This is a genomic window from Guyparkeria halophila (assembly GCF_034479635.1).
Taxonomy (GTDB): domain Bacteria; phylum Pseudomonadota; class Gammaproteobacteria; order Halothiobacillales; family Halothiobacillaceae; genus Guyparkeria; species Guyparkeria halophila.
Map to the genome: position 1 here is coordinate 927,564 of NZ_CP140153.1, position 24,843 is coordinate 952,406.

At 66.4% G+C, this 24,843-nt stretch carries 23 protein-coding genes; 8 read left to right on the forward strand and 15 right to left on the reverse strand.

Translation table 11 applies throughout. The features are described 5' to 3' along the window. The first annotated feature begins 22 nt into the window (after nucleotides 1-22). Nucleotides 23-877, forward strand: a complete 855-nt coding sequence (locus SR882_RS04360; protein WP_322522123.1) for a hypothetical protein — start codon at nucleotides 23-25, stop codon at nucleotides 875-877. Here the strand turns inward: SR882_RS04360 and SR882_RS04365 are convergent. The 8 genes from SR882_RS04365 to prmB form a co-directional block, all read right to left on the reverse strand. Then, the gene (locus SR882_RS04365) at nucleotides 859-1,917 is read right to left on the reverse strand and encodes an ATP-grasp domain-containing protein (protein WP_322522124.1); all 1,059 of its coding nucleotides are present in this window, start codon (nucleotides 1,915-1,917) and stop codon (nucleotides 859-861) included. The genes SR882_RS04360 and SR882_RS04365 overlap by 19 nt on opposite strands. A gap of 140 nt (nucleotides 1,918-2,057) precedes the next feature. Then, nucleotides 2,058-3,539 (reverse strand): phosphosulfolactate synthase, encoded by a 1,482-nt coding sequence (locus SR882_RS04370; protein ID WP_322522125.1) that lies wholly within the window; start codon nucleotides 3,537-3,539, stop codon nucleotides 2,058-2,060. Between the two features lie 14 nt (nucleotides 3,540-3,553). Further along, complete coding sequence (gene pseI, locus SR882_RS04375) at nucleotides 3,554-4,597, reverse strand: pseudaminic acid synthase (RefSeq protein WP_322522126.1); 1,044 nt, start codon at nucleotides 4,595-4,597, stop codon at nucleotides 3,554-3,556. Nucleotides 4,598-4,614: 17 nt separating this feature from the next. Then, nucleotides 4,615-5,514, reverse strand: coding sequence for a class I SAM-dependent methyltransferase (locus SR882_RS04380; protein WP_322522127.1), 900 nt, complete (start codon nucleotides 5,512-5,514; stop codon nucleotides 4,615-4,617). Nucleotides 5,515-5,550: 36 nt separating this feature from the next. Beyond that, nucleotides 5,551-6,339 (reverse strand): Rossmann-fold NAD(P)-binding domain-containing protein, encoded by a 789-nt coding sequence (locus tag SR882_RS04385; protein ID WP_322522128.1) that lies wholly within the window; start codon nucleotides 6,337-6,339, stop codon nucleotides 5,551-5,553. Nucleotides 6,340-6,361: 22 nt separating this feature from the next. Next, nucleotides 6,362-7,564, reverse strand: coding sequence for a cupin domain-containing protein (locus SR882_RS04390; protein ID WP_322522129.1), 1,203 nt, complete (start codon nucleotides 7,562-7,564; stop codon nucleotides 6,362-6,364). 395 nt (nucleotides 7,565-7,959) lie between these two features. Then, on the reverse strand, nucleotides 7,960-9,237 hold the full coding sequence (locus tag SR882_RS04395; protein WP_322522130.1) for an NAD(P)/FAD-dependent oxidoreductase: 1,278 nt from the start codon (nucleotides 9,235-9,237) through the stop codon (nucleotides 7,960-7,962). Nucleotides 9,238-9,454: 217 nt separating this feature from the next. Beyond that, nucleotides 9,455-10,408, reverse strand: coding sequence for a 50S ribosomal protein L3 N(5)-glutamine methyltransferase (prmB, locus tag SR882_RS04400; protein ID WP_322522131.1), 954 nt, complete (start codon nucleotides 10,406-10,408; stop codon nucleotides 9,455-9,457). A gap of 125 nt (nucleotides 10,409-10,533) precedes the next feature. Between prmB and asd the strand changes: the two genes are divergently transcribed. Then, a complete protein-coding gene (gene asd / locus SR882_RS04405; protein ID WP_322522132.1) occupies nucleotides 10,534-11,448 on the forward strand; it encodes an archaetidylserine decarboxylase in 915 nt (304 codons plus the stop codon). Nucleotides 11,449-11,600: 152 nt separating this feature from the next. Here asd and SR882_RS04410 read toward each other — a convergent pair whose 3' ends face one another. Beyond that, complete coding sequence (locus SR882_RS04410; protein ID WP_322522133.1) at nucleotides 11,601-12,590, reverse strand: EF-P lysine aminoacylase GenX; 990 nt, start codon at nucleotides 12,588-12,590, stop codon at nucleotides 11,601-11,603. An 11-nt stretch (nucleotides 12,591-12,601) separates the two neighbouring features. Beyond that, nucleotides 12,602-13,171 carry an elongation factor P gene (efp, locus tag SR882_RS04415; protein WP_322522134.1) on the reverse strand — a complete coding sequence of 190 codons (570 nt, stop codon included), beginning with the start codon at nucleotides 13,169-13,171 and terminating at the stop codon, nucleotides 12,602-12,604. A 32-nt stretch (nucleotides 13,172-13,203) separates the two neighbouring features. Between efp and epmB the strand changes: the two genes are divergently transcribed. From epmB to SR882_RS04440, 5 genes are all read left to right on the forward strand, one after another. Then, nucleotides 13,204-14,136, forward strand: coding sequence for an EF-P beta-lysylation protein EpmB (gene epmB, locus SR882_RS04420; RefSeq protein ID WP_322522135.1), 933 nt, complete (start codon nucleotides 13,204-13,206; stop codon nucleotides 14,134-14,136). A 139-nt stretch (nucleotides 14,137-14,275) separates the two neighbouring features. After that, nucleotides 14,276-15,919, forward strand: coding sequence for a hypothetical protein (locus SR882_RS04425; RefSeq protein WP_322522136.1), 1,644 nt, complete (start codon nucleotides 14,276-14,278; stop codon nucleotides 15,917-15,919). Then, entirely contained in the window at nucleotides 15,916-18,012 is a 2,097-nt protein-coding gene (locus SR882_RS04430; RefSeq protein WP_322522137.1) for an EAL domain-containing response regulator, read from the forward strand. The genes SR882_RS04425 and SR882_RS04430 overlap by 4 nt, the downstream gene beginning before the upstream one ends. 103 nt (nucleotides 18,013-18,115) lie before the next feature. Continuing rightward, nucleotides 18,116-18,562 (forward strand): dihydroneopterin aldolase, encoded by a 447-nt coding sequence (folB, locus tag SR882_RS04435; protein WP_322522138.1) that lies wholly within the window; start codon nucleotides 18,116-18,118, stop codon nucleotides 18,560-18,562. Further along, nucleotides 18,559-19,740: a class I SAM-dependent methyltransferase gene (locus SR882_RS04440; protein WP_322522139.1), complete on the forward strand. Its 1,182-nt coding sequence runs from the start codon at nucleotides 18,559-18,561 to the stop codon at nucleotides 19,738-19,740. The genes folB and SR882_RS04440 overlap by 4 nt, the downstream gene beginning before the upstream one ends. Nucleotides 19,741-19,752: 12 nt before the next feature. Here the strand turns inward: SR882_RS04440 and SR882_RS04445 are convergent, their stop codons facing one another. Continuing rightward, entirely contained in the window at nucleotides 19,753-20,532 is a 780-nt protein-coding gene (locus SR882_RS04445) for an SDR family NAD(P)-dependent oxidoreductase (protein WP_322522140.1), read from the reverse strand. 69 nt (nucleotides 20,533-20,601) lie between these two features. Next, nucleotides 20,602-21,477 carry a phytoene/squalene synthase family protein gene (locus SR882_RS04450; protein ID WP_322522141.1) on the reverse strand — a complete coding sequence of 292 codons (876 nt, stop codon included), beginning with the start codon at nucleotides 21,475-21,477 and terminating at the stop codon, nucleotides 20,602-20,604. A 152-nt stretch (nucleotides 21,478-21,629) separates the two neighbouring features. On the opposite strand from SR882_RS04450, the gene SR882_RS04455 reads away from it, so the two are divergent. Beyond that, the gene (locus tag SR882_RS04455; protein WP_322522142.1) at nucleotides 21,630-22,811 is read left to right on the forward strand and encodes a methyl-accepting chemotaxis protein; all 1,182 of its coding nucleotides are present in this window, start codon (nucleotides 21,630-21,632) and stop codon (nucleotides 22,809-22,811) included. A gap of 18 nt (nucleotides 22,812-22,829) precedes the next feature. Here the strand turns inward: SR882_RS04455 and SR882_RS04460 are convergent, their stop codons facing one another. Genes SR882_RS04460 through ubiG form a run of 3 tightly spaced genes read right to left on the reverse strand, consistent with a single transcriptional unit; the run spans nucleotide 22,830 to nucleotide 24,834 of the window. Beyond that, complete coding sequence (locus SR882_RS04460) at nucleotides 22,830-23,411, reverse strand: hypothetical protein (protein WP_322522143.1); 582 nt, start codon at nucleotides 23,409-23,411, stop codon at nucleotides 22,830-22,832. Next, nucleotides 23,408-24,106, reverse strand: a complete 699-nt coding sequence (locus SR882_RS04465; RefSeq protein ID WP_322522144.1) for an HAD-IA family hydrolase — start codon at nucleotides 24,104-24,106, stop codon at nucleotides 23,408-23,410. Before SR882_RS04465 ends, SR882_RS04460 begins: the two co-directional genes overlap by 4 nt. Further along, nucleotides 24,106-24,834, reverse strand: a complete 729-nt coding sequence (gene ubiG / locus SR882_RS04470) for a bifunctional 2-polyprenyl-6-hydroxyphenol methylase/3-demethylubiquinol 3-O-methyltransferase UbiG (RefSeq protein ID WP_322522145.1) — start codon at nucleotides 24,832-24,834, stop codon at nucleotides 24,106-24,108. Before ubiG ends, SR882_RS04465 begins: the two co-directional genes overlap by 1 nt. Nucleotides 24,835-24,843: the final 9 nt, after the last annotated feature.

The window sequence follows — 24,843 nt, forward strand, 5'->3', positions numbered from 1 at the left end:
CCTCTTCGGCCATGATGGAGAGGTGGAGTTGATCCCCGAAGGTGCCTCGACGACCGAGGAGATCGAGCACTTGGATCTCGCACGGAGGTCGGTCGACCGTGTCATTATCGATCATCCGCACCTTGATGCCGGGAGTGCAGCTTGGCTGGGCTCCCGGGGTATCCCGTGGCTCACCTTCACCCATCGTGATCACTGGCTCGGCGAGCCCGATTGGCTGGTCAACATTCGCCCTGGATTGGCTCCGCGCCAGGCATCGGGCCGGACCCGATTCCTCCATGGCCCCGCCTACGCAGTGCTGCGCGAAGAGTTCGCCGAGGCCTGTGAGGCGGCCTACCGCTCGCTCGGTGAGAACCCCCGGCTGTTCGTGACCTTTGGAGGCGGCGACGATTTTGGTGCCGGCGAATGCCTGCTGCCACCGCTGCTGGAAGCCTTTCCGGAGCTGGCGGTCGACGTAGTTACCACCCGGGCAAATTCCGGACTGGCGGTCATCGAGGCGCTTTGTCGGACGCATGGCAAACGGGCCGCTCTGCATGTGGGTCCCGACCGGATGCAGCCGTTGATGTGTCGTGCCGGGGCGGCATTGATCGCGGGGGGCACCACTACCTACGAGCTTGCCGCGGTGGGCATTCCGTTTCTGGTGGTGACGTTGGTGGAGAATCAGCGTGCGCAGGCCGCCGCCTGGGCGGATCTAGGAGCGGCGGTCGACCTAGGGTCGGTCGACGAGCGCTCGGTAGGCGATCGCGCCGTGACGGCCGTCGACGCCCTGGTCCGGGATGCCGGGGCCTGCCAGGCCATGCGGCAGGCGGGACGTCGGCAGGTCGATGGCCGTGGCGCCGAACGCATCCTCGAGGCGCTGGCTCAGTCGCCGAGAAGGTAGTCGATGGCGTTTTCCGCCTGAGTCTCGGCCTCGGCGCGGGAGGTCGCCGTGGCGATCACGGCCGCGAAGCGCGCCCCGGAATGGGTCAGGCTGGGGATGGGCGCCTCGTGATCGAGATGCCAATGCACGGCGCCAATGCCGCTCAGGCGGCGGGCAGCAGCCAGCCGCTCGTCATCGGGCCGCTGGTTCAACCGGTGTGCGTCCAGCTCAGTGAGGAAGCGTACGACCAGTGCGGCTTTGGCCGACGAGCGCGGTACCGCAGACAGCGGCGCCGTCTCACCCAGCGCCTGTGCGATGGCCACATCCACAAGATCGATGCCCGACAGACCGAGTGCGACTTCGCGCATGAATCCGCCGGGGATGCGGGCGGCGATCTCCAGCAGACTGGGGCCGGCCAGGCCGACGATGAACTGCGGATAGATGATGCCATCGCGCAGTTCGATTGCCTCCGCTGCCCGTTGCACGGCCTCATGCAGGGCAGCAAGCTGCGTCCGCTCCAGGTGCGGCGGGGCGGCATGCGCTATCGCGATGCCGAAATGCGGCGGAGCGGCAGTTACCCGCTCGCTTATCGACAACACGGTGGCCTGGCCGTTCTCGACCACCGCCGTGACGTTGATCTCGGGGCCCGGAACGAAGGTTTCAATCAGTGCCCGGCCATCGGGGGCATGTGCGAGGGCGTCCGCCACGGCGGCGTCGAGCGAAGCCTCGTCGTCGACGCGGCTCGTGCCGCGCTGGCCCGAGTTTACCGCCGGCTTGAGGACGACCGGGAAGCCATTTTCGGTCGTGAAGGCTCGTGCATCATCGAACCCAGTGACCGCGCGGTGAGGGGAGGTCGGGGCGCCGTGGCGGACGAAAGCGTCCTTCATGGCCAGCTTGTCCGTGGCCAGTTCGGCCGTGCGTTGTGAGAATCCGGGCAGGCTCAGGCTCGCCGCAACCGCGGCCACGGTGGGTACCGCGGTCTCGGACGACAACGTCATCACGCCGTCGATCTTTTCGCGGCGGGCGAGCGCGATGTTCCCTGCGGCGTCGGTAGTGCTCACGACGTGGAACTCGTCGGCGAGTGTTGCCCCCGGCGCTGACGGGTCGAGATCGGTAGCTACCACCTCGATTCCGCGGGCGTGGGCACGTTCGATCGCCGGCAACTGTTCCCGTCCGGCGCCGATCACCAGTAGACGACGTCTCATGCGCCCCGGTCTCCGGCTCGGCGAATGGTGCTGCCGTCGAAGCGCCCGACCAGGTCGAACCGATCCTCCTCAGCACAGTGGATGACGTCCGAGCCGTAGCCGAGCGAGACCAGGTTCATGCCGCTGTCGGAGGACAGGAAGTCGCGCGCCAGGTTGTCGGAGTAGCACGGATTGAGCGTTCCCCGCACCCAGGGAGTTTCGAGGTGTTCGAGGATCCTGGTTACGCCGATTCGGTCCTCGATGGCAGGCTGATTGTTCCGGCCGGCGGCCAGCAACGTGATGGATCGGCCTTCCGCCCGGGCGATCGCCTCGGCGGCTCGGGCCGCGGCCCGAGCATTGTTGACGGTCCCGATCAGCACGGGATTTTTATGGCCGCCAGCGACGCGAATGCACTCGGTACCGTTGGTCGAGCTGATGACGACATGCTTGCCATGGAAATCCTGGTCGAGGATTTCGGTCGGGCTGTTGGAGAAGTCTACCCCGGGGAGCTTGGCCCCGCCGCGCTCGGCAAGGGTGACGTCGCCGTTCAGTTCGTCCGCGCCGAGCACCGGCGTGACACTGTCGGCCCCGTTCGCCAGGCATTGCAAGATGGTCGAGCTGGCCCGTAGCGCATCGACCACGACCACGACATCGCCTCGCTTGTGGGCACGCAGTGCGCCGGCCACGCCGAGTTCCAAGTAGGTGATGATACGGTGAGGGGCGTGGTCGCGCAGAGTGTCGGCCCGCAGCCCGTGCCGCAGCGAGGCAAGGCTCAGTACGTCGGTGGTTGCGACATTGCCGATGTTGGCCTCCGGTCCGAGCTGGTGGAGCAGCCAGATCTGCTGAGACCGTTTCGGTGCTTCCCAGATCACGTCCTCCGGGTCGATGTGCTGGAAGAGCTCGTAGGCTAGTTCGCTGTTGATCTGGCCATTCTCGTCGAAGATTCCCACTGTGCCGGATTCACGCGATTCCATGATCACCTTTTCGGCCCCCGCTTCCAGATCGGCCCGGATCTCGTCGACCCGGTCGCGGTGAGACAGAGTCGCATCCTCCTGCGGCAGCTTGCGGCCAACCTCGGAAAAGACACGGAATCCCCGTTCACGTGCCTTATCGATCAGCACGATCTTGTAGTCGCGGTCGATGCGTCCCTCGATGCCGTTCGACACCTCGATCGCATTGAATCCCAAGGTGTCGAGTTCGTCGAGCAAGGCATCGACGCGATCACGTTGAACCGCCGCCTCCAATAAAGTACCGCCCGGACAGACGAGAAGGCCGTGGTCACGGAATAGTTCGAGCTTTTCGCGCAGGATCGATTCGGGGTAGAACGCCGATGAGCCATAGGCAAGCTTGATCAGATCGATCTGTCCGGCGGCGGTGGTGACGAGATCGCGGCTGGCGGCCGGGCCCAGCCCGGAGTCCAGCACCATGGTCCAGCCGGCTCGCCGAGTGGCGGGCGAGGGGGCGTCGAGACCGAAGACCGTCTGTAGCAGATGGGACACGTTAGGCTCCTGAGTTATTCGATATCGAACCACGCCAGCGGCGTTCCCTTGGGGAGATCACGACGGAAGTGCCTGCCCAGCACCTCCTCGTAATGTCGGGTCGCCAGGCCATGACCGGGCCGAACCGAGCGGATGTTGTCGGCCGACAGGGGCGTGCCGGCCCGGACGTCGCGGCTGACGTATAGCGAGCGGCGCCGTTTCCGGGCGTGGCTCTCGGCATCGGTGGTGCCGCCGAACCGGACCTCGCCGATCGCGGCGTGTGCCTCACGGACCAGTCGTGTCAGCTCGGCGAATTCCGTCGGCTCGAGGGAAAAGGCGGCATCCGGGCCGCCGTCGGCGCGGTCCAGTGTGAGGTGTTTCTCGATCATACGTGCCCCCATCGTGGTCGCCACGAGGGCGGGCGCCGGTGAAAGCGAATGATCCGAGAGCCCGGCCGGGACCGACCAGAGGCGGCGCATGGCTTCGAGAGTCACCAGGTGGCTATTCTCGACCGGGGCCGGATAGCTGGACGTGCATTTGAGCAGCACCGGGCCTCGGGCCTGGTGTCGACGGACGGCGCACACCGCCTCGTCGATTTCAGCGGCTGAAGCCATGCCGGTGGAGACGACGATCGGCTTTCCGGTTATCGCCGCCCTCTCGATCAATGGGATGTCCACACATTCGAACGAGGCGATCTTGTAGGCAGGACAATCGATCGATTCGAGGAAGTCGACGGCCTCTAGGGAGAACGGCGCGCTGAACGCAAGGATGCCGCGCTCGCGGGCTCGTTGGAAAAGCGGTTCGTGCCATTCCAGGGGCAGGGCGGCTTCGGCGTAAAGGTCGAACAGGCGGCGCCCGAACCATGGACTGGACTCGTTCTGGATCAGGAATTCCGAGTGGTCGGCGTCGAGCGTGATCCATTCCGGACGGAACGTCTGCAGCTTGACGGCGTCGGCGCCGGCGTCTGCGGCTGCATCCACCAGTGCCAGCGCACGATCCAGTGACTGGTTGTGGTTGGCGGATAGCTCCGCCACTACCAGGGGCGGACGCGATGCGTCGTAGAACAGTTCGGCGACCATGTTAAGCGTCCTGAGAGCTAGCTGGCCGGTGTGACCAGCATGGTGATGTTGCGGCCCATGCCGAGTCGACAGAGGTGCCGGTAGACGGCGAGAGTCTCGCAGGGATCTATGTCGGTCATCGCCGATTCCAGCCGGACTCGGGCGACATGGGCCGCACGCCCACGGCTCCGATCGGCGATGTAGTTCGCCTCGTCGTTCAGCAAGAACCAGTCGATGGGGAAATCCGAAAAGGCGTCGCGCACGGACCATCCGCAAGCTTCGGCGAGGTTTTCCAGGCCGGCCAGATTGAAGTAGTTGAGATGCTCTGGTGGGCAGACCCAGAAAGTGTCCTCGATCAGGCCCTTGTCCAGCGCCACCTGCTGGGTCACGGAGAAGTCGTTGGGCACCTCGATCATCAGCAAGCCACCGGGTGAACACAATCGGCCCAGCTGGCTCACTAGCGCAGCGGGCTCGGGCGAGTGTTCGAGGACGTTGTCGAGCCATAGCAGGTCGAACCCGCCTGGCTGTCGTTCAGCGAGTGTATCGAGCGTCTCGTCGACCTCGCCGCTCAATACGCGATCACATAGGGGGGCGTTGTGGCGGCGGCAGGCATTGTCACTGAAGTCCACACCGGTTACATCCCATCCCCGATCGGAAAACCAGCGCAGGGCCCAACCCTCGCCGCAACCGACGTCCAGAAAGCGATGGGGGCCCTCGCTGGCGCCCGGAAGGACGTCAATGGCCGCCTGCCGGAGACGGAAACGGTTTTCGCGGTGCCGCGTGTCCAGCGGCTGGTAAGTTTTCTTGTAGGTGCCGTGGTCCTGCTGGAAGTACTTGTCCCGATAGAACGCGGCGAGTGTTTCCCGGGACGGGATCGGCTCGATGTGACGATAGCCCAGACGGTGCGTCACGATTCGGTACGGGGTGCTGGCAGCCATTGTGATTCCCTTCTTGTGGTCGGCCTTGCCGCGTTATCAGCGCTGAGCGGTTTGCCGCGATGCAACACGACCGATCGCGGGCATCTTGATCCCTAGCTTGTCGGCCAGTGTCAGCGCCCGGGTCAGTCGCTGCGGCGCCGATCGGCCCATGCACTGGTGCTTCGGATCGCCGTCGAAACCGCGGACCATGCCTTCAATCAGGCGTTGGTGATCGAATGCCTTCCCCACTTTCGCTTCTTGCAGGGCGATGACGTCCGCTGCGATGTCGCGGGCCAGTTGCTGGTGGTTGCTCCACAGGTCCTCGACGTCGCCGCCGGTTTCGAGGCCGGCGATGTTGGTGGTCAGGATGTAGACGTTCTTGATCACCAGCTCCTCGAGCATCGCATCGCTATCGGTCACCCGGTGCGCGGGGATGTCGAGTGATTGCATGGCCGCGACCAGGGCGTCGGCCTTGGGGCCGTGTGCCGGCGAGGAGATCAGCGGCTTGACCGGCTTGCCGGGCTTTTTCTCGAACCAGATCGAGGCGACGGTCGGCGTCTCGATGCCGTACTTGCGCCAGTCATTGGGTAGGAGTTCGTTCTGGATCAGCACCAAGCGGTCGTACCAGGCGGTTGGGATGCGTTCGAGCACCGAATCGAGGTCCTTCTCGCCGACGGCGACCAGCAGCCCGTCGAGGAAGGGGCGGGAGGACAGTGCCGACTCGATGTCGGTGTCCCGTCCGATCGGGAAGACGGGGTGGCCGGTCTTGAGCAGGCCGTGGGCGAGCACGCCGCCGATCTCGCCGGCGCCGATAAGGCCCCACTCGGTGGCAAACGGCTGGGTCATGGGATTTCTCCGGATTTGCTAGTCAGTCTTGTTCGTCTTCGTCGGGGATCAGCAGCTGGCCCGCGGTGAGGATTTTTTCCAGCAGGATGCGCGCGCTGGCGTTGCTGGCCCGTTCGGCGAGCGCCTCGCCGGGCACGTGAACGTGCCGGGTCAGCAGGCGCGCCAGCGGCAGGGACTCGGCGTCGAGCGCGTGGCTCTGGCCGTCGATGCAGAGATGGCCGGGGTCATCGCCGTTCGGCTCGAGCAGCAGCCAGCGCGAGGCCGGAGTGCGCTGCAGTTCGCTGATCTCGTGCAGGTGGTCGAGGATGCCGACGATCTCTTCCTCGTGGTAGCGCGGGTAGAGATCGGCATGGTCGACGGGGCGCTCGGTCAGCGTCTCGGCGATCAGCCGGTCGAGCTGGTTGGCATCGGCCGTCATCGCCTCGAGCACCCAGTCGCGCAGTCGCTGGCGGGTGGCTGCATCGAGTTCGCCCGGATTGTCGCCGGGAGAAAGCGCCGGGTCGCGGTAGCGCGCTTCCGGCGCCAGCGTGGCCAGTCGGTCGCAGACCCCGCCGACCAGGTCGGCCTGCGTGGGCGCGCGAAAGCCGATCGACCAGGTCATGCAGTCGTCGACGGCGACGCCGTGGTGCGGAATGCCGGGCGGCAGGTAGAGCATGTCGCCCGGCTCGAGCACCCACTCGTCGGTCGGCTCGAACTCGGCCAGGATGCGCACATCCAGCCCCTCGCGATAGGCGGTATGCACGGGCGGATTCTCGATCTGCCAGCGGCGTTGGCCGTGCGCCTGCAGCAGGAAGACGTCGTAGTCGTCGATATGCGCGCCCACGGAGCCGCCCGGTGGGGCGTAGGAGATCATCAGGTCGTCGATGCGCCAGTCGGGCACGAAACGGAATTGCTCGACGATTTCCATCAGTTCGGGGACCAGCTTCTCGCAGTCGGTGACCAGCAGGGAGTAGCCGTCGTCCGGCAGGTTGCGGAAGTCCTCCTCGGTGAACGGCCCCATCTTCATCTGCCAGTCGCGCTTTTCGCCGTGCTCCAGGATCAGGCGCGACGGGGCGTCCGCCTCGCAGGCCAGTCCCGCCAGCTCCTCCGGGGCGATCGGGCTGTCGAAGCCCGGGAAGGCGCCGCGGATCAGTACCGGTTTCTTCTGCCAGTAGTCGCGCAGGAACGTCTCGACGGAGAGATCGCCGAGGACTTGATCGATGGGGGTGTTCGTCGATGCGGTCATGGCCGTTTCCCTGCGATTGAGTGCGTATGGTCAAGTCTAACGGATAAGGAGGAAGGGAGAGAGTGGTTGGTCGCGTGGGGATGGACAGCGCCAGGTTACGGTCTCTTCATCCCGTCATTCCCGCGGACGCGGGAATCCATGGCTGTGTGCCCCGGTGTGTCGGGTAAGCCAAACCTATCCGAGTCCTTGGGCGTGGTGGCCATCCGTCAATTCTGGTGGCTTCGGTCACTGGATTCCCGCTTTCGCGGGAATGACGGTTTTGGGGGTGCTTGCGGTGGAGGCGTAGCCGGCAAGACCCAGAAGGAGGGCGTGGGTGTGTCGTCCGGGTGACGGCAATGAAAAACGGCGCACCGAAAAGGGTGCGCCGTCGTGGGCTTTGGCCTTGGGTGGTGGGTCTATTTCTCCAGCCGGTTCAGGCCGATTGCCCGCATGATGTACTTCTCGTACAGCGGCTCGGAGGTGCCCTTTTTCATCTTGCGGATAAAGTATTTCTCGAAGGCGATCTTGGCCAGGTGCACCCAGCGCCCGGCGGCAAACCAGTTGACGTTGCGCGGCGGGATCTGGGGCAGGGCGATGAAGGCCGCGCCGCGGTCGCCGAAGTCGGCCAGGCAGATGGCCTGCCAGGAGCCCTTGGAATTCGGCTCGCCCTCACCGGTGAGTTCGGCCTGGATGTTGTGCACGATCGCCGTGACCATCGACTCGATCATGTAGCCGGTCTTGGGCGCGCCGGTGGGCACGGGGGTTTTCTCGATCGGCGGGATGGCAATGGCCACGCCGGCGGCGAAAATGTTCTTGTACTTGGGGTTGCGCTGGTAGTCGTCAACCTGGACGAAGCCGCGCGGGTTGCACAGGCCATCCACGTTGGCCACGCAATCGACGCCCTTGAAGGCCGGCAGCATCATCGAATGGTTGAAGGGCAGGGCGTGGGTCTGCCTGACCTCGCCGTTGTCGTTGAGCTCCTCGACGTGCATGGTGCCGTCTTCGACGCGCGTGGTCCGTGCGTTGGTGATCCACTTGATGTCGTGGGAGCGCATCTCGGACTCGAGCATGCCCTTGGAATCGCCCACGCCGCCCAGGCCGAGATGACCGATGTAGGGTTCCGCGGTGACGTAGGTGATCGGCACCTTGTTGCGGATCTTTTTCTTGCGCAGCGCCGAATCGAGGATGAAGGCGTATTCGTAGGCCGGGCCGTAGCAGCTCGCGCCGGGCATGGCGCCGACGATCACCGGGCCCGGGTTCTCGACCAGCCGCTTGAAGTCGTCGTAGGCCTGTTCGGCATGGTCAATGGTGCAGACCGACTCGGTGTAGCCGCCGTGCGGGCCGGCGCCTTCCACCTCGTCGAACATCAGCTTCGCGCCGGTGGTGATGATCAGGTAGTCGTAGTCGACCGTCTCGCCGTCCGCGAGATCGAGGCGGTTGGCCTCCGCGTCGATGCGATCGACCTTCTGTGCGATGAAGTCGATGTTCTTGCGCTCGACATACGGGGCGATCGGGAAGGTGATGTCGTCGCGGTTGCGCCAGCCGACGGCCACCCAGGGGTTCGACGGTACGAACTGGAAGTAAGGCTCGGCGTTGATCACCGTGATCCGATGTTCATCGCCGAGTGCCTCGCGGGCCTCGTAGGCGGCGGGAAGGCCACCGATGCCGGCGCCCAGAATGACGATATGTGCCATGACGTGCTCTCCCTGTTCGTGATGATCGACCCCTGACAGGCATCGATACCAATCGACCCGATTGTTCCCCCGTGGACGGTGAAAAACAAGGGTTGGTTTACAAGGAATGCAATTTTGTGGGGTGGCTGCTCTTCAAGCCAATGAATCAACGTGGGTTTTCGTCTGAAAAGCCGTATTAGGAAACAATAATCCGGTGGCAAAGCTCGTCGACGTTTCGTCAGCCGCGCCAATCAGCCAGCTGTTCGCAGGGAAAGCCAACGATCGATGACGGGGCGGGTGAGAGATCGACCCACAGGCCGCGGTGTTCGGGCCAGCGCTGGTCGAACCAGTGCCGTCCGTTGCCCATTTCGACGAAGATCCAACCGCCCGGCGCGAGATGTTTGGCTGCCTGGTCGAGCAGCCGTTCGACCAGCGCCAGGCCCTGGTCCGGAGCGAACAGGGCGCTGGCCGGTTCGTGGTGGTATTCGTCGGGCAGGTCCTCGGCCTCGTCGGGGTCGACGTAGGGCGGGTTGCTGACGATCAGGTCGAAGATCAGCGGCTTGTCATCGGCATCCAGGAGCTGGTCGAAGCCGTCGGACTGGATCAGTTCGACGCGCTCGGCGAGCTGGTAGTCGGCGACATTGTGTGAGGCGACCGCCAGCGCGCCGAAATCGATGTCGCTGCCCACCACGTTCGCCTCGGGAAAATGCTCGGCCAGCGCGATGGCGATGCAGCCCGAGCCGGTGCCGATATCGAGCAGGCGTTGCGGTGCGGGATTGCGGGCCAGCAGGCCCTTGAAGTCCTCGCGAATCAGGTCGCCGAATGGCGAACGCGGGATCAGCACGCGCTCGTCGACGTAGTAGGGCTGGCCCAGGAACCAGGCCCGGTTGAGCAGGTAGGCGGTGGGGGTGTGGTCGAGGCAGCGACGACGGATCAACTCGACCACGGTGCTGCGTTCCTCGCTGGTCAGGTGCGCCTGCCACCAGTCATGCCCCAGATCAGGCGGTAGCCGCAGCCCTTCCAGCACCAGCCAGGCGGCCTCGTCCAGGTAGCTGAGGGTCCCGTGACCGAGGAAGACGCCGTGCTCGTCCATGCGACTGGCGGCCCAGCGGACGAAATCGAGGATGGTCTCGAGGTGGTCGTGGTTGCCGAGTGCTTTGGGCGCATCGGACGGGTCGTGGGCGTGGCTCATTCGGTGGCTCATCGGGAAGGCGTGTGGAAGGGCGTATGGTGCAATCGCTGCTCTGGCACAATAGTACCTTCACAGCGACCGATGCCGGGAGAGCCCGGCCCTTATTCAGGCCAACACGAGGTAACATGACAAGCCCAAACAATACCGTGAAATGGCAGTCGCGCCTGTGGGCGCGCATCCAGTACGTCCTGCCGCACCACCTGATCTCCGGGCTGGTGTTCCGGGTGACGCGTTGGCGCGCGCCCTGGACGGCGTGGCTGATCCGGCGCTTCGTCAAGGCCTTCGGGGTAAACCTTGGCGAGGCGGCCCAGACCGATCCGGCCGACTACCCGACGTTCAACGCCTTCTTTACCCGGTCGCTGGCCGAGGGGGTGCGACCTATCGACGGCGCGGACGGCACCTGGATCAGCCCGGTCGACGGGGGGATCAGTCAGATCGGTCACATCCAGTCGGGCAACATCTTCCAGGCGAAGGGCCGAGCCTACACGGCCACCGAACTGCTCGGCGGTGACGAGTCGCTGGCCGAGCCGTTCAAGGACGGCTCGTTCGCGACGCTTTACCTCTCGCCCTCGGACTATCACCGCATCCACATGCCGGTGACCGGCACCCTGCGCGAGATGATCCACGTGCCGGGGCGCCTGTTCTCGGTCTCGACCGGCACGGTTGCCGAAGTGCCGCGGCTGTTCGCCCGCAACGAACGGCTGGTCTGCCTGTTCGACACCGCCGACGGGCCGATGGCGATGGTGCTGGTCGGGGCGATCAACGTCTCGGCGATCGAGACCGTCTGGGCCGGGTTGGTCACGCCCACTCCGCAGCGCCAGATGGGTCGGTGGACGTATGGCGGTGACACCGGTCTGTCGATCCGTCTCGAGCGCGGTGCCGAGATGGGGCGCTTCAACATGGGCTCGACGGTGATCCTGCTGGCGCCCAAGGGCGTCGAGTTGGACACGGCCTGGCAGGCTGAGGTGCCGATCAAGCTGGGGCAGCGGTTGCAGGCGGCCGGTTCCGGTGACGAGGGCGAGGCGAAGGCCGAAAGCTAGGTTTTCATTCGGTTCGCTCTGACGTGTCTGGCCTCGATTGATTTGGCAACGGCTTTAAGCGTGGTGCCGCGGATCGCTGGATTCCCGCGAAGGCGGGAAACCAGCAATCGAAGCCGCCGGGGCGGATGCAACCGGCGCGGTCGTCGCTGCCTTTAGACCCGTCGCGCCGAGAACGGCAGCACGGCGTCGATATCCTCGGCCCCCGTCAGCCACATCAGCAACCGGTCCACGCCCATGGCCACGCCGCTGCACTCGGGCAGGCCGTGGGCCAGGGCCGCGAGGAAGCGTTGCTGGCTGGGTGAGGGGCCGTGGGCGTCGGTCACGCCCAGGCGGCGGGCCTGCTCGTCAGGGTCGACGAGCTCGTGGTAGCCATTGGCCAGTTCCAGCCCGCCGCCGTAGACCTCGAACCGTGCCGCCGTGCGGATCTCCCGACCCTCGAAGCTTGAGGTCTGGAGGCGTGCCATCGCCGCCTGGCTGGCCGGGTAGCCCGTTACCACCGTCAGCGACGACGGGTCGAGCCGCGGTTCGATTGCCAGGCTCATCAGCAAGTCCAGCCAGTCGTCGCGGGCCATGTCGGCCGGGTCGGCAACATCGATGCCGTTATGCCCGGCTGCCTGAGCCAGGGTGTCGGTGTCGGCGTGGTAGGGGTCGAGGGCGCAGTGTTGGTGGAAGAGCGCGCCGTAATCGTGACGTTCGACCGCTGCCGGTGACAGCCCAAGGGCCGCTCTGGCCGTCTGGATCAGGGAGAGCGTGGTGTCGATGGCCGTCTCCAGCGTGGCGCCGTTGTCGTACCACTCGAGCATGGTGAACTCGGGGTTGTGCCGCCGTCCGGCTTCAAAGGCGCGGAAGACCGGGCCGAGGTAATAGGCGCCGGGCAGATCGGGATAGGCGCAGAGCAGGCGTTTCATTGCCAGCTCGGGCGAGCTGTGCAGGGAGCCTGCCGGGATGCCGTCGGGGAGGGTCGCCCGGAACAGGGCGATATTCGGCTCGAAATCGGGGCTGTCGATCAGGACCGGGGCGTCGATTTCCAGCCAGTCGCGTGCGTCCAGTGTCTCGCGCAGCCGGCGTTTGAGCCGGGCGCGCTGGCGGAGCGTGTCCGCACTGGCGCCGGGGCGCCAAGTCTCCTGCTCCGGCTCGGTCACGTCGCGATGGATCAGGTCTTGACGCGCGAGAGGTATTCGCCGGTACGGGTATCGCAGCGCAGCACCTCGCCTTCCTCGATGAACAGCGGCACCTTGACTACCGCGCCCGTCTCGAGCTTGGCCGGCTTGGTGCCGCCGGTGGCGGTGTCGCCGCGCAGGCCCGGGTCGGTCTCGACTACCGCGAGCTCGACGTGGTTGGGCGGCAGCACCTGGATCGGCACGCCGTTGAACAGGGTGACCTGGCACATGTCCTGTTCCTTGAGCCACTGGGCCGAGTCACCGACGGCCTCCTGGGTCGCCATGATTTGCTCGAAGGACTCGGGGTCCATAAAGTGCCACTCCTCGCCGTCGGAGAAGAGATACTGCATTTCCTGCTCATGGATGTCGGCCGCCTCGAGCGAGTCGCCCGACTTGAAGGTGCGCTCGATCGTCTTGCCGGTCTTGAGGTTCTTGAGCTTGGTCCGGTTGAACGCCTGCCCTTTGCCGGGCTTGACGAACTCGTTCTCGACGATATTGGCCGGATCGCCGTCGAGCATGACCTTGAGGCCGGCGCGGAATTCATTGGTGCTGTAACTAGCCATGGGAACCTGTAAGTCAATCGAAGTCGTTGGAAATGGCCGCGATCATACCCGATAACCCGTCATCGTCCCAGCCTGCCGCGGCGGCTCGTCAGGATGCCGATTTCGTCGAGCTGACCACGCCGCTGGTCGAGTCGCAGATCGACTCTGGCGACTCGGGCGACCCGATCGCGCTCCAGTTTCGAGTCGACCCGCGCGAGGCGCTCGAGGTGCCCGGATTCGATGCCGACCCGGTGGGGGATCTCGCGGCCAATGCGGTGCCCGGCGTGCTGCACAAGTATCGCGGCCGGGCCCTGCTGGTGCTGACGGGCGCCTGTGCCGTGCATTGTCGCTACTGCTTTCGGCGCCACTTCCCCTACGGCGACCAGCGGCTCGACGAGCAGGCGCTCGAGCAGGCGCTCGCGTACCTGGCCGCCGACCCGGAAATGACCGAGGTGATCCTCTCCGGCGGCGATCCGCTGGTACTCAGCTCCCGGCGCCTCGCGGCGGTGGTCGAGCGTCTGGCCGCGTTGCCCCACCTGCGCCGCCTGCGTATCCATAGCCGGATTCCCACGGTCTCGCCCGAGCGGATCGACGACTCGTTGTGCCAACTGCTGGCCGCCTTTCCCGGCCAGGTGGTGCTGGTCGCCCACGTCAATCATCCGCGGGAACTGGGCGCCCAAAGTGCCGAGGCATTCCGGCGGCTGCGCGAGGCGCGCGTCACCCTGCTCAACCAGGCGGTGCTGCTCGAGGGCGTGAACAACGACACCGATGTGCTCACCGAGCTGTCCGAGTCGCTGTTCGAGCAGGGCGTGTTGCCGTATTACCTGCACCAGCTCGATCCGGTGGCCGGTGCCGCCCACTTTGCGGTCGATGTCGAGGTGGGTCGGGAACGGATCGAGGCATTGCGTGCCCGCCTGCCCGGCTATCTCGTGCCGCGGTTCGTGGTCGAACAGGCCGGCGAGCCCAGCAAGACGCCGCTTGGCTGAGCGGGGCTGATCGCGCCGCTGGCGCGTCAGGCGTGGATTCGGGCGGTGGCATTGAATACAGTATGATCAGATGCCCGTCGCGATTCGCCAGGGCACAAGGAAGAAACACCCCGCGCGGGGCGAGATAAGGAGTTCGTCGATGACCGATTCATCTCAGCCTTCCCGGTCAGACGCCGTGGATGACCTGGAGACCCTGCTCGAGAGGGTCCCTCTCGTTGGCCCGACCGAGGCGGCCAGCCTGCTGGCCGGCTTTCTCGGTCGGACCGACCTCGAGGAGATCAGTGACGAGGCCCTGAGCAATCTGATCGCTCGGCTCGAGCCGCAGGTCGATCGCACGGCCAAGAGCTTGCGCCGCAGTCTGAGACAGAGCCCGCTGCCCATTTCGGTGCAGGCACGTGGGCAACTTTCGGCACTGTTTACCCTGTATCGAGCGGCGCAATCGCTGGCCAACCTGCGGTTGGGCCTGGCACAAACCGGCGAGGTCGATCAGGCGCAGGCGACGGCTCATCGGGAGCGGGTGGAGTGGGCCGCCCGGCTGATCCTCGATTGCTATCAGCTTTATGTGGGTGTGCCGCAGCCGCTATACGCGGACTTGCACCAGTTCGCGCGGGCGGCCTGCCGGGACCTCGAGGCGTCTCAACCCGAGGCCTGGAGCGCGGTGCGCGATGTCTACGTGGCCGTGCTGCTCCTGGGGATGGTCAACCCCTATGCGCTGACCGTCGAGGAGATGGCGGTGCTCTATCCCTGTCTGCGCGAAGTGGGAAAAGCGGTGGAAATCACCGCCGACCGGCCGACCGGATCGGCCCGCTTCGTCGACATGACCGGTCGACTCGCGCCGCACATCGCCATCAGCGGGGGCAGGGCCAACCCGGATGGCGCCGTGTACGTCGGGGTCGATGCCCTCTATCGGCGCGAGACCATCGAAGGACTCGACGCCGAGTGTCGCGTCGCCCTGCGGGGCTTTTTGCGCCAGCTGCAGTTTTTCCTGACGTCGCGCGAGGCGCGCCGTCACGATCACCTCGAGCAGAAGCTCGGTGAGCGATCGTTGATCACGATCGGCTTTCACAGCGTGCATCACCGCCTGCTCGATGACATGCTCTACAGCCTGCGCGCCTCGCAGCACCTGACCTTTTCGGGGCTGGACTGGGAGGGGCTGGAGCGACCGGTACACGGCCAGGTCAAGGACGGGCCGAGCATCCATGATTTCAAGCTCGAGATCGATTCGGGCAGTCGCGACGACGTCGACTGGGAGGCCATGCCGGATGCCGACGGTCGCGCGGCGCCACCGCGCCTCAACGAGCCGGCAACCTGGGACGTGGTCAACCTCTCCGAGCGCGGGCTGCGGCTGCACTGGCGTCTGGCCGGCAACAGCCGGGCGGCAGTCGACGAGCTGATCCTGATCGAGCGCGATCCGGAGGCCGAAGTCGATGGCCTGGCCGGCGTGATCGGGGTAGGCGTCATCCGCTGGGTGCGTCATCTCGATGAAGACAATCGCACGATCGACATGGGCGTCGAGCGTCTGCCGGGGGACTGGATGGCGTATTTCGCGCACCCGGCCGGGAAGACGCCGAACACCGCTGGAACCTGGCCCGTGCTTGCGCGCATCGAGGGGGAACGGATCGATCGACTCATCCTGCCGCCGGATCTCGCCGACCGCGGACGTCGCGTGACCGTGATCCGCGAGCAGGGCGCGGACACGCACATCAACCTGGAGCGTATCGTGATGGTGGGTTCCCATCTGGTCGTGATGGAGACAAGCCCTGACAAGGGAGGCAATTCGTGACGCCCGTCGAAACCGTCGAAAACACGCCGTTTTCCATCCTGCACATCATCGGCTCGGTCAACGACTCGATTTCCCTGCGCGGGGAACTGCGCAATGCCGGTCTGCAGGCATCCGTGCACAACGCGGCCGATTTCGATGCCGCGCGCCATGAAATCACCCGTACCCCGATCGACATCATCTACATCGAGTACGGGGCGAATGCCCTCGAGATGCTGACCGCGCTCCGTGAGCTGGTCGCCCGTGAGCCGGCGCTTGCCGGGGTGCCCGTGGTTGTCTATGACGACGTCGGCGGGGTCGAGGAGATCGAGGCGTTTCTCGAGGCCGGCGCCTTGTCGGTGATCACGCACGAGTCGCTGGTCGAGCCGCTGCTGACGCGGGCCGTGGCCTTCGCCTTGCTCTACCAGGATCGCGACCGCAAGGCGGCCCAGCTGTCGAAGTCCGAGCTGCGCTGTCAGAAGCTGATCGACGGCTCGTCCGAGGCGGTCGCCTACCTGCAGGACGGGCTGCACATCTACGCCAACCAGTCGTACCTCGACCTGATGGGCTTTGCCAGCATCGACGATTTGCGCGAGGAGCCGATTCTCGATCTGGCCGCTGGCGATTCGGCCCAGCGCCTGAAGGCCTTTCTCAAGACCGAGGACGCCGAGGACACTTTCACCCTCAAGACCAACGGCGGTCACGAGATCGAGGTGCGGATCCACAGTACCTCCGCCTCCTTCGATGGCGAGCCCTGCCTGCAGATCTTTGCCACCCAGGTGAAGGAGGACGTGGCCGACATCTCCGAGCAACTTGAATACTTCGCCCGCCGCGACCTGCTCACCGGGCTCTACAATCGCAACTACCTGTTCGAGCAGATCGAGGCGCGACGTGGCGAGATCGTCAATGGTGACGAGGAGGACACCGGCGCGCTGCTGCTGTTCGAGATCCTCAACCACGACGAGATCAAGCGCCATATCGGCACCACCGGCATGGACAACCTGCTGACCGAATTCGGCAAGAAGGTCGAGGAGCGGGTCGGGGGACAAGGGCTGGTGGCCCGCCACGGGGCGTTCTCCTTCCTGATCCTGCTCGGACGGCTCGACCGCCACCGCACCGCCGAGCTGGCCGACACGCTCAACGGGCTTGCCCGCGAGTATGTCTATACCCAGGGCACGACCTCGGTGACCGTCTCGACGTCGGCCGGCTACCTGGTGCTCGACGAGAACTCCCCGCCGAATGCCGCCGAACTGGTCGACCGGGTCGAGCGCGCCTCCAACCGCGCCGCTCAGGAAGGCAAGTACCAGTCGCGCCTTTACGAACCGGATCTCAAGACCGCCACGGAACGGGAGCAGGACGAAGCCTGGGCGCGCAAGATCAAGACGGCCCTGCGCGAGAGTCGCTTCTCGCTGGTGTTCCAGCCGATCGTCTCGCTGACCGGGGATCGAGAGATCAGTCGCTACGAGGTCTTCGTGCGCATGCTCGACGAGGACGGCAGCCTGATCTCGCCGGCCGAATTCCTCTCGCAGGCCGAACGAGGCGAGCTGATCCAGTCGATCGACCGCTGGGTGGTGCTCTCGGCGGTCAAGCAGATCCACAATGGCGTGAAGAACGGCGAGAAGCCCAAGCTCTACATCCGCATCAGTGACGCCTCGCTCCATGACCCCGAGTTCACCAAGTGGCTCGCTCAGCGGCTGCAGATGACCCGTCTGCCGGATACCTTGCTCGCCATCCAGGTATCGGTCGACAAGGCCGGTCACGCCCTGCGACACCTGGCTGACATGCAGGAGGCCCTGCACCCGCTGGGCGGCGAGTTGATCCTGGACGGGTTCGGCGGTTCCGGCGACGACGGTTTCCGCATCCTGGATCACCTGCCGGTCTCGACCATCAAGATCGCCCGGCCGCTGTTGGAGAACTTCGCCCAGGAAACCGCCAACCAGGAACGGGTCGGCGAGGTGGTGCAACACGCCAAGCAGGAAGACATGGCGGTGATTGTGCCCAACGTCGAGAACGCGGCCAGCCTGCAGGTCCTCTGGCCGATGGGCGTGGACTTCGTGCAGGGCGATTTCATCCAGGCCCCGCAGGAAAGCCTCGAGTTCGATTTCGCGCAGTTCTGAACGTCGGCACCGGTCTGCGCTGCAAAAGGGGCCGTATCCGGGCTACCATTGGCGCCGCCCGGCACGCGTCCGGGTGCTTCATTCACACCCGAGAGCCGACGCCGTGACGGACGCCGACCAGCCGCTTGCCCCGCCCCTGCCGACCACGCTGTCCACCGACCGGATCCTGGTGCAGGGACTCGAGTTCGAGACCATCATCGGCATCCTGCCCGCCGAGCGGGAGACGCCGCAGCCGGTGCGCATCGACCTGGTGCTCGAGGTCGACTCTTTCGGGCAGGCGGTGATCAGTGAACACATCGACCAGACGGTCGACTACGCGGCCGTCTCGCGGCGTGTCACCGAGATCGCCCGCGAGGGCCGTTTCCAGCTGGTCGAGACCATGGCCGAGCGCTGCTGTCAGGCCTTGCTGGCCGAATTCCCGGTCCGTCGCGTCACGATGCGCGCGATCAAGCCGCACGCCCTGGCCGAGGCGGCGGGCGTGGGCGTGGAGATCACGCGCGACATGGCCAGCGACATGACCCGGGAGGCGGCGGCCGGGGAGGGCGCATGAGCGCCGGGGCAGGCCAGGAGGGTTTCGAGCTGCCGACACCCAGTGCGGCCGACCAGGCCAAGAGCCTCGAGCTGATCGAGCAACTCGTCGAGGGGATGCATGGCGCGCCCATCCCGTTCGCCGATTACATGGCCACCGTCCTCTATCACCCCACGCTGGGGTATTACGGCAGCGGTCAGGTCGCCTTCGGTGCGGGGGGCGATTTCATCACCGCCCCGGAGCGCTCGCGGTTCTTCACTGCCGGGCTGGCCTACGAGTGGCGCCAGGCACGGTCGGCCGATCTGGGTGGCGAGCTGCTCGAGATTGGCGCGGGTTCCGGCCGGCTGGCCATCGATCTGCTCGAACGGCTGGCCGCGGACGACGCGTTGCCCGAGCGCTACACCATCCTCGAGATCTCCCCGGCCTTGGCTGCCCGTCAGGCGGGAAACCTGCGCGAGTCGCTGCCGCCCGCGGTGGTCGAGCGGGTGCGCTGGATCGATGCCTGGTCGCAGCTGGACTGGTCGGGCGGGATCGTGGTCGCCAACGAGGTGCTCGATGCCATGCCAGTCGAGCGCTTTCGCTGGTGGCCGGGCAAGCCGGAAACGGCCGAGCGCCTGTTGGTGGGGTTCGATGGCCAGCGATTCGTCTGGCAGACGCAGCCGGCCGACGCCCCGCTGCAGGCGGCGGTCGAGGCGATCACCGCGCGCATCGAGCGGCCGATCGTCACCCCGCGCGAGACGGTGCTGGCGGAATACAGCCCCGATCTTGCCGACTGGCTGGGCGAGATGCGCGCGGCGCTCGGCGCCGGTGGCGAGACCTGGGTCTACCTGTTCGACTACGGCAGCCATACCGCCGATATCTACCGCGGTGATCGCAACGAGGGCACGCTCAAGTGCCACTACCGGCATCTGGCCCATGAAGACCCGTTTGTCTATCCGGGGCTGCAGGACATTACCGCCTGGGTGGATTTCCAGGCGGTCGAGCAGGCCGCGCGCGCGGCCGGGTTCGCCATCGACGGTGAGCGCAGCCAGGCCCAGTGGCTGCTGGGCACCGACGTCCCTCGGCTCGTCGAGCGGGAACTGCAGGCACACGACTCGCTGACCGATCAGGCCCGCTTGGCGCAAGAATTCCGCGAGCTGGTGATGCCCACCGAGATGGGTGAACGTTTCCGGGTGATGCGGCTTCGCCTTGGTGGTTGAGCAGGGTCTTGATCAGGTGGTCGCGGCCGCCTCGAATCGGCGCACCGCACCCGACTCGCCCTGTTCCAACCAGTCGAGGAGTGCCGGCATGACCGCGCAGGGCGGCTGGCGATCCTCGCTGAGTTCGCCGGGGAAGCGCGCATGGCGCAGGCGACTGTTGACCGCGCCGGGATCGAAGCCGGTGATCCACACGTTGGGCGTTTCCGCCGCCCATTGCCGGACCATCCGTTCGATCCCCGCGTGCGCGATGTCGTGGGCGCTGCCGTAGGCCTCGGTACCGCGGTCGGTGAAGAACAGCACCCGCGGGCGGTCCGATTGCTCCAGCAGCGGCCACGCGCTGCGGGTCAGCGCGAACGGGGCGGTCAGGTTCACGTGCAGGCTCTCCTGGAACTTCATCAGGTCGGCCTGGGCGAGCGGCGCGAGTTCACCGGCGGTGCCCATGGCATGGACCAGCATATCCAGACGGCCGTAGGCCCGCTCGATCCCATCCACGAGCGTGGCGTAATCCTCCGGCGCGGCGCCCGAGAAATCCACTGGCTGGATCACGGGGGGTTCGCCGCGGGCCTCGGTAGGCACCTCGGGCAGGACCCGCTGATTGATGTCGTCGGCAAGCCGATCGAGCTGATCGAGCTTGCGACCCAGCAGGATCACGCTCGCCCCACGGGCGGCCAGCGTCTGGGCAGTGGCGGTGCCCAGCGCACCGGTCGCGCCATTGATCAGCACGACCTGGCCGGCGAACGAGATATCAGTCGACGCATCGCGGGCCATGTCGGAGGAAGGGGAGTCGGTCATCGGGAATTCTCGGGGGTGTGAGCCCGTGGTCCTCGAGTCGGAGGAGCGGGGCCGGGTTACTCGGTTGGGTTACCAGGAGGCACGCCAGGCAAGCCACCACTGGCGCACGGGACTGATTTCAACGCGGCCGCCGGTGAGTTGCGCGGGCGTTTCCTGCATCAGGCGCAGATGCTCGCGGTCGATGGCACGCAGGATGCGGAACAGGCGTGGCGGTCGGCCGGTCACCGGCCAGGCGTCCAGGCCGGATCGGATCGCCTCGAGTTCGTCGCGGAACAGGTCCTCACGCGCCGTTGGTGCGGGCTCGCGGTACAGGTCGGCCTCGTCCAGCCCGAAGCGATTGAGGGTGTCCTGTGGCAGGTAGACACGCCCGAGTCGCGCATGGCGGCCCAGTAGCCGCGCCCGGTCGAGCCGGCCGTGCCAGCGTCCCAGCTGGGCGGCGGCGTCGATCTGCCCGGCGGGCAGGTCGAGCAGCCGCCCGTACAGGGCGAACAGGCTGGCGTAGCGCGCGTCGAGAAAGGCCTCGAGATCCGTCTCGGCGGCAAAGCCCTCGTACTCGAGCTCGATGCGCGCCGCCCCCAACCGCTCTTCCAGTTGGGCGATCAGTGGCGAGTCCTCGCGGCGTGCTTCCTCGCCCAGACCGATCGCCTCGAGTCCCGCGGCCAGGGACTGGATCACCGGGTGCTCGGCTCGCCCCTGGGTCATGCCCAGCAGCGCCTCGCGCCACCAGTCGAGCTTGGCCATGGCCACCTGCGGTTCGCTGACGGTCTCCGGGATCTCGGCCAGCGAGACATCCAGCGCACGCAGGGCGGTCACCGCCCGCTGCCGGGCGGGCGGCAGCTTGAGGCTGGCCAGCCGGAAGGCACTGCCCACCGGCCGTGCCAGACGTTCGCATTCGGCGGCCGCCAGCTGGGGCTCGACCGAGGGGCGGGTAGATTCGGCGCTCATGGGCGGGGATTCTACCAGTTCGGCCGATGGTCGCCGGATGGCCGATCGTGGCGTCGAGTCAACACTCAAGAATTCCCCGCCGGGACCGATATCCCGGCTAAGGCCGATTGTCTATCCTCTCCGCCGTCATCATGAGCAAGGTATACCGAACGATGAATCAACCCAGTCTCCTGCGCCGTCTCAAGTGGTCGTTTGTCGGTATGGGTATCGTGATGGGCGCCATCTTTCCCGTCTTCGCGTCGTTCTTCGTCGAGTTTCGCGACGGCATGCTGGGCTGGTTCGTGGTCGGCTGTCTGGGCGCGGGACTGACAGTGGGGTTCGTCAACTACGGCCTGGCCCACCTGATCCTGTTGCGCCGCATGGGGTCGCTGGCGCGGATTGCCGCCGCCGTGCGCGACGGCAATCTCACCCAGAAATGCACCATCGTCAGCCACGACTCGCTCGGCGAGATCGTGACCAGCGTCAACGGCATGATCGACCAGCTGCACGCCCAGATGGGCGATCTCAATCGCAGCAGCGATTCGTTGTCGGCGGCCGCCGGTAGCCTCGACGAAAGCGTCTCCAGCGTGATGACGGCACAGGGGCGGGTTCAGGCGCAGCGTGAGCGCACCCTGGGCGAGGCCCGCGAGGTGGCCGACGGCGGTGGGCGGCTGGTCGGGGCCATCCTCGAGGCCGGTCACCAGGCCGGTGAAATGCAGTCGCGCGCCGAGCAGACGCGCGGCCAGGTGGGCGAGAGCGTCGCCTCGATCACCCGTTCGCAGGAACGTGTCGAGGAAACCGCCGCGCTGATCACCTCGCTGGTGGCCGCCCGAGACCGCATTGCCGGCATGACCGCGACCATCGATGCGGTCGCCGAACAGACCAACCTGTTGGCACTGAACGCGGCGATCGAGTCGGCCCGTGCCGGCGAGCACGGTCGCGGCTTTGCCGTGGTTGCCGACGAGGTGCGCAAGCTCGCCGGCCGTAGCGGCGAGGCCGCCCGGGATATCGGTCTGGTGATGGAATCACTGGGGCGCGACGTGACCGCCGCCGATGACAAGATGCAGGAAGCCAGTCGGTATTCCGCGGATGCCGAGCGCTCCTTGCGGACCGCTTCCGGCGGGCTGTCCGAAATGCTTGATTCGGTGGCCGATACGGTCAAGCTCACCGAGGAGGCCGCCGGCCACGGGGAGCGTCACCAGACGGCAATCGAGCAGCTCACCGCGGATCTGAATTCACTGATCGAGGTGGTCGAGCGCAACGCCGAGACCATGCAGTCGGCGAATGATGCCGTCGATTCGGTCAACCGCGAGGCCGATCGGCTGGCTGGTCAGGTGGCGCGCTTCCGGCTTTGACCGGCGGGACCGCTGGCGTCAACCGCGGCCGGTAATCACGCGCCAGGCAATCCGGATTGCCGCGGTTGCCTTGGCGATCGGCGAGCGGGCCGTCTCGGTCTGAAACCAGAGCGACGGGTCGACCTGCCGTTCGCGCAGGATCTGCTCGACCCGCACGATCGTCAGTCGATAGCGCCAGCCGGCCAACCAGGGTTTTCCCAGGGGAGCCGCGCCCTGCAGCACGCCACGAATCCGTCCGGCGAAGCGCTCGTTGAAGCGCCGGAAGGCGAAATCGACCCGTTGCTCCTGCCAGTGGGCCTCGGTCACCCCCAGTTGCGCCAGTTCGTCGGCGGGTAGTCGCATCGCATGACCGGCCTGCCGGTCGGCCGCGGCGTCCAGCCAGCCATCGACCAGCAGCACGGCCGTGATCAGCCCGTCGATGCGGGCCTGGTCGGTGGAGGACAGGCGATCGAACCAGGGCGGGCGGAAGGCGGCGAGGCGATCGCGGTAGAAGGCGATCAGATCGCCCATGTCCTCGGGGGTCGTGACCGGGGTGAGTGGCGCATTGCGCAGACGGGCGTCCACCGACCAGGCGAGCAGGGAGGTGACGCGCGGAATCATTTGGCATCCACCGCGTCGGGATTCGCCGCGTGGAGATCCGATCCAGGGAGCAGGCCGGCGATCTCCTCGGGGTGATCGATCACCAGCGTGGCGCCCCATGCCTCGATCGGCCGTTCGCCGTCGAGATAGCCCCAGCGTCCGGCGATGGTCGGCATGTCGGCGGCGTTGCCGGCGATGATGTCGCGTTCATGATCGCCGATGTACCAGATCGTCGATGGGGGCAGCCGCAGTTTGCCGGCCGCGAACAGCAGCGGGTCTGGGTGGGGTTTGGCCCGTTCGAGTTCGTCGCCGCAGACCACGACCGCCGGCTCGAGCTTCAGCGCCTCGAGCAGCCGATGGGTCAGCCCGCCCGGCTTGTTGGTCACCACGCCCCAGGGCATGGCGCGTTGCTCGAGCGAGTCGACCAGCGCTTCCAGGCCCGGGAACAGGCAGGTGTGCACGGCCAGGTCCGCCGCGTAGAGGGCCAGGAACCGATCACGCAGCTGGTCGTAGGTGTCGTGATCCGGGCCGATGCCCAACCCGATCCCCAGCAGACCGCGCGCCCCGTTGGAGACGTTGGGCCGGATCTCGGCGAACGGCATGGGCGCGAGTCCGTGCTCGGCGCGCAACTGGTTGAGCGCGGCGGCCATGTCGGGTGCCGTGTCGAGCAGGGTGCCGTCGAGGTCGAACAGGATCGCTTGCGGGGCGGGCAGCATCAGGAGTCCTTCTGGAAGGCCATCAGGTAATTGACGTCGAGATCGCGGTCGTGGAGCGAGAACTCGCGGGTCAGCGGGTTGTAGACGATCCCGGTCGAGGCGATCGGCTTGAGCCCGGCAGCGCGCCCCATCCGCGCCAGTTCGCCTGGACGGATGAACTGACGGTGGTCGTGCGTGCCGCGCGGCACCATGTTGAGCAGGTATTCCGCGGCGACGATGCCCAGCAGCCACGACTTGGCGTTGCGGTTGAGCGTCGACAGAAACACGTGGCCACCGGGGCGGACGGCCTCGGCGAGCGATTCGATGATGCGCGCGGGTTGCTCGACGTGCTCGAGCATCTCCATGCAGGTGACCACGTCGTATTCGCCGGCATGCTCGGGGGCAAAGCGGGTGACGTCGGCGACGCGGTAGTCGATGTCCAGATACGACGGGGCGTGGTCGCGGGCCACGGCGATGACGTCCTCAGCCAGGTCCAGCGCGGTCACCGTCGCCCCGCTGCGCGCGAGGGCCTCGGCAAGTATCCCTCCACCGCAGCCGACGTCGAGCACCCGGCTGTCACCGGCATCGCTATGGGTCTCGACGAAGGCCATGCGCAGCGGGTTGATCGCGTGCAGCGAGGCGAAGGGCCCATCGTGATCCCACCACTGCTCGGCCAGCCGGTTGAAGTGGGCCAGCTCGTCGGGCGAGGCGCTCGAAGGGGTGTCAGCGCGGTCGATGGTCGAGGTCATAGCGGGGTC